The sequence below is a fragment of the Stenotrophomonas sp. SPM genome (assembly GCF_003105135.1).
In the GTDB taxonomy this organism is placed as follows: domain Bacteria; phylum Pseudomonadota; class Gammaproteobacteria; order Xanthomonadales; family Xanthomonadaceae; genus Stenotrophomonas.
The window spans coordinates 1-3,758 of sequence record NZ_QETL01000179.1 but is presented as its reverse complement, the minus strand read 5'-3'; the positions used below and the strand labels follow the sequence as shown (position 1 = coordinate 3,758).

The 3,758-nt window shown below is 70.1% G+C and carries 3 protein-coding genes; 1 reads left to right on the top strand and 2 read right to left on the bottom strand.

Annotated features, from left to right (window positions below; translation table 11 throughout):
* The first annotated feature begins 210 nt into the window (after positions 1-210).
* Positions 211-618: a YciI family protein gene (locus tag DCO49_RS19635; RefSeq protein WP_116865416.1), complete on the top strand. Its 408-nt coding sequence runs from the start codon at positions 211-213 to the stop codon at positions 616-618.
* Here DCO49_RS19635 and DCO49_RS19630 read toward each other — a convergent pair.
* The gene (locus DCO49_RS19630; RefSeq protein WP_116865415.1) at positions 596-2,680 is read right to left on the bottom strand and encodes a gluconolaconase; all 2,085 of its coding nucleotides are present in this window, start codon (positions 2,678-2,680) and stop codon (positions 596-598) included. The two genes, DCO49_RS19635 and DCO49_RS19630, sit on opposite strands and share 23 nt — an antisense overlap.
* 89 nt (positions 2,681-2,769) lie before the next feature.
* Positions 2,770-3,534, bottom strand: coding sequence for a lytic transglycosylase domain-containing protein (locus tag DCO49_RS19625; RefSeq protein ID WP_116865414.1), 765 nt, complete (start codon positions 3,532-3,534; stop codon positions 2,770-2,772).
* Positions 3,535-3,758: the final 224 nt, after the last annotated feature.

The window sequence follows — 3,758 nt, the reverse complement described above, 5'->3', positions numbered from 1 at the left end:
GATGCGGCGACCGAGCTTACATGGACGTACTTGCAGCGTCCCCCAGCCAACCCACCCTCCCGGCCAACCCTCACTCCCCGGGCTTTCAGCCCCCACCACGGAGGGGCTCCGCCGTTCGCCGATCCCCCGCCGCAGGCGGCCTTTCGCGCCGCAGCATGCCCGCAACCCAACCTGCGCCATCATGAAACCCCGCCCCGCCAGGACCGTACCATGCAGCAGTACCTGCTCCTCATCTACATCGAACCCGCCCTGCTGCAGGCCCTGCCCAGCGACGAGTTCAATGCACTGATGCGCGACTGCCTCGCCCACGCCGATCAGCTGCAGGCCGAAGGCACCCTGCTGGCCGCACAGAAACTGCAGCCGGTCGACACCGCCCAGACCCTGCGCGTGCGCGATGGCCACAGCCGCGTGCTCGACGGCCCCTTCGCCGAAACCCGCGAACTGCTGGCCGGCTTCAACCTCATCCGCGCACGCGACCGCGACGAGGCCATGCGCATCGCCTGCGAATTCCCCTGGGCACGCTTTGGCAGCATCGAAGTGCGACCGCTGGAAGACATGGACGCCGAGCGCGAACGTTGCGGCGCGCCGGCCGCGGCTATGGCAGCAGCCGCACCCTGATATCGCGCTTGCCGATGCCTTCGTTGCCGCTGTAGTCGCGTGCACTGCCGCGGATGATGTATTCGCCCGGCGGCAGCGCCGCCGGCTGCCAGCGCCCGGTTTCCATCAGGCCATCGCGCACGGTGTTGGTCGCCAGGTAGCGGAAGCGGGTTACCGCGCTGCCATGCACGGTGATGCCACTGTCCGGCGCATAGGCCACCTTCACCGCCTGCTTCTGCGGCGGCATGCGGTTGAACACGATGTTCCAGCGCGGCTGTTCGTAACCCTGCAGCGGCTGCCCGGCGGCGTCGAGGATCTGGTAGCCCACCTGGTACGGCCCCAACCGGCGGCGCGGCAGGTTGTTGTCCACCTGGTCCCACGCCTCCACCACGATCTGCACGCCACGCCCCTCCCGGGCCAGCATCACCACGCCGTCGCTGCCTGCGGCCAGCGGCTGGTCGTTGTCATCCAGCAGACCGACATCGGTGATGCGCGGCGCGAAATGGTCGGCGTAACCGGTGAAGCCCAGCGCCACCGCATTGGTCTCGAAACCGCTGGTGCCCACCTGCAGGTGCACGTGCGCCTGGCTGTTGATGCTGCCCAGACGGTCGCCGACATGGATGCGCGTACCACGCCGCACGCGGATGCGCTCCAGCTTGCCGTCCTCGCCGTACAGCGGCTGCCAGCGTGCATCGAACGGCTCGCCGGCGGGAGTGCGGCCCACCCGCATGTGGATGTAGTTCAGGCGCCCCACCGCCAGCCCTTCGGCCTGGCCACCCAGGCTCCACGCCGCGATCGGACTGCTGATCTTGCCGTCGGCGATGGCCAGCACGGTCTGCCCCACGTCGCCGCGCACGTCGAAGCCGCCGTGCAGGTGGTGGCGGCTCTCGCCGGTGAAGGTGCCGCGCACTTCGCCCAGCGTGCCAACCACTTCATGCCAGCCCTGCTGCGGTGCCAGCGGCCAGCGCCCGCCGGTATCGGGCAGCGCGGCGTCCGCGGCGGGCCCGACCAGCGCCGGTGCAGGCAGCGCGCCCACTGCCAACGGTCGCACGCGGTGCACGCGGTAAGCGGCGGCGTCGGCCACCAGCAGGCTGCCGTCGTCCTCCACAGCCAAGCCACTGGGTCGGGCAAGGCGCGGCAACCGATCGTTGCCGAGCAGTGTGATCTGGTGGCCCTGCGGGGTTACCTGCACGATGCGCCCGCCAAAGTCGCCCACGTACAGCACGCCGTCGTGGGTCGTGGCCAGCGACAGCGGCCCGTTGATGACGCCATCGTTGCCGACCACGGTGCTCACCGTGCCGTCGGCACCGACACGGCGCACCGCGTTGTTGAAGAAGTCGGCCACCAGCAGCGCACCGTGCGCGTCGAAGGCCAGTGCCACTGGTGTATCGAAGCGGGCCTCGCCACCCACTGCATCGGCGAAGCCCGGGCGATCGCCACCGGCCAGCGTGCGCACGTTGCCATCGGTGCCGATCACCCGGATGCGGTCGTTCCAGGTATCGGCCACGAACACCTGGCCCTGCGCGTCCACGGCAATGCCCATCGGGCCGTCAAAGCGCGACTGTGCGGCCGGGCCATCGGCATAGCCCTGCGTGCCACCGGCCACGGTGGTCACCTGGCCATCGGTGCCGATGCGGCGGATCGCGTGGTTGCCGGTGTCGGCCACGTACAGGTTGCCCTGCGCATCGGCGGCGATGCCCGACGGCGTATTGAAGCGCGCCTGCAGGCCCGGACTATCGGCCAGGCCTTCGCCCTGCCCGGCCACCGTTTCAACGCGTCCATCGGGAAGCCGGCGGCGGATGCGGTTGTTGTCACCGGCATCGGTGAAATACACGCTGCCATCGGCGGTGCGCAGCAGCGCATAGGGCTCGGCGAAGCGCGCCTGGGCCGAGGTGCCGTCGCGGTCACCGGGGTGGCCATCACCGGCCAGCGGCTCGATCTGCGCGGTCCAGCCCAGCGGCGTGGGCTGCGGGCCAACGGGTGCGTCCGGTGCCTGTGCGGGGCGTTCCCACCAGGTGGCCGCCAGCGCGGCTGCCGTTGCCACCACCACTACCCCCACCGCCATCCATTGCCGCCGTGCCATCGCTCGCGTTCGCCCTGCCCTGAGAGAGGCCACGACGATAGACGCTGGGCTCGCGTCCCGCCACACCCACAGGTCAGGCCGGGGGACTGCTACTTCGCCGGTACTTCGCTGCGGATGCCCATCGCCTCGCGATAGCGCGCGTACAGCGCCATCACCTTGTCCACGTACGCCAGGGTTTCGGCATACGGCGGCACGCCCTTGTAGCGGGTGACCGCCCCGATGCCGGCGTTGTAGGCGGCCGCCGACAGCGCGCGGTCGCCGTTATAGCGGCGCAGCAGGGCACGCATGTAGCGGGCGCCGCCGTCGATGGACTGCTGCGGCGAGAACGGATCGCGCACGCCGTATTCCAGTGCGGTCTCCGGCATCAGCTGCATCACGCCCTGCGCGCCCTTGCTGGAGACGGCCAGCGCATCGAAGTTGCTTTCGGCGTGGGCGATCGCGCGCAGCCAGGCGTCGTCGACGCCGGTGGCCTTGGCGGCTGCCTTGAACTGCTTGGCGTGCTGGGCCAGCTGCGGCTTGCCGACCTTGCCCAGGCCCTCGTGGGCGGGCTCACCGGGCGGGGTGGCGACGGTGAATTTCAGGAACACGCGCGAGCCGGGCAGGTTGCGGGTGGAATAGACCAGCTTCCCGTCCTGCTCGCGTTCGTACAGCACGCCGCTGAACACGCCCATGTTGCCCCACAGGTTGGGGGTCTGGATGGCGTTGTCGTCGATGTCCTTCGGGGTACAGCGCGAGCCCGGTTCCGGGGCGGTCGCCAGGCTGACGGTGTTGCCCTGCACGCAGCGGTAGACCGTGCGGGCGCTGGCCAGGCCCGGCAGCAGCAACAGGGCAACGAGGGCGAGGCGGAGGGTCATGGCGGCCGGATGATCCGGCTGCGCCCGCGAAATCCGGGTGAATGGAGTGGGTTTTGGCAGGGCTGCGCCCTGCGCCTGCCGAGGCAACGGCAAAAGCTGGCTATACGTGGGTTGGCGGGGTGGGTCCGGTGGCAGGGGACGCCGTGAACCCCCAGTCCGGCCCAGCCGCTGGCGGCTGTGCGTTCGGGCGCTTGCGAAGCAGTGCTTCGCAAGCAAAGCGCCCT

Coding starts and splice junctions, on each gene's coding strand:
- DCO49_RS19625 (WP_116865414.1), bottom strand. CDS start 3,534: ATGACCCTCCGCCTCGCCCTCGTTGCCCTGTTGCTGCTGCCGGGCCTG.
- DCO49_RS19630 (WP_116865415.1), bottom strand. CDS start 2,680: ATGGCACGGCGGCAATGGATGGCGGTGGGGGTAGTGGTGGTGGCAACG.
- DCO49_RS19635 (WP_116865416.1), top strand. CDS start 211: ATGCAGCAGTACCTGCTCCTCATCTACATCGAACCCGCCCTGCTGCAG.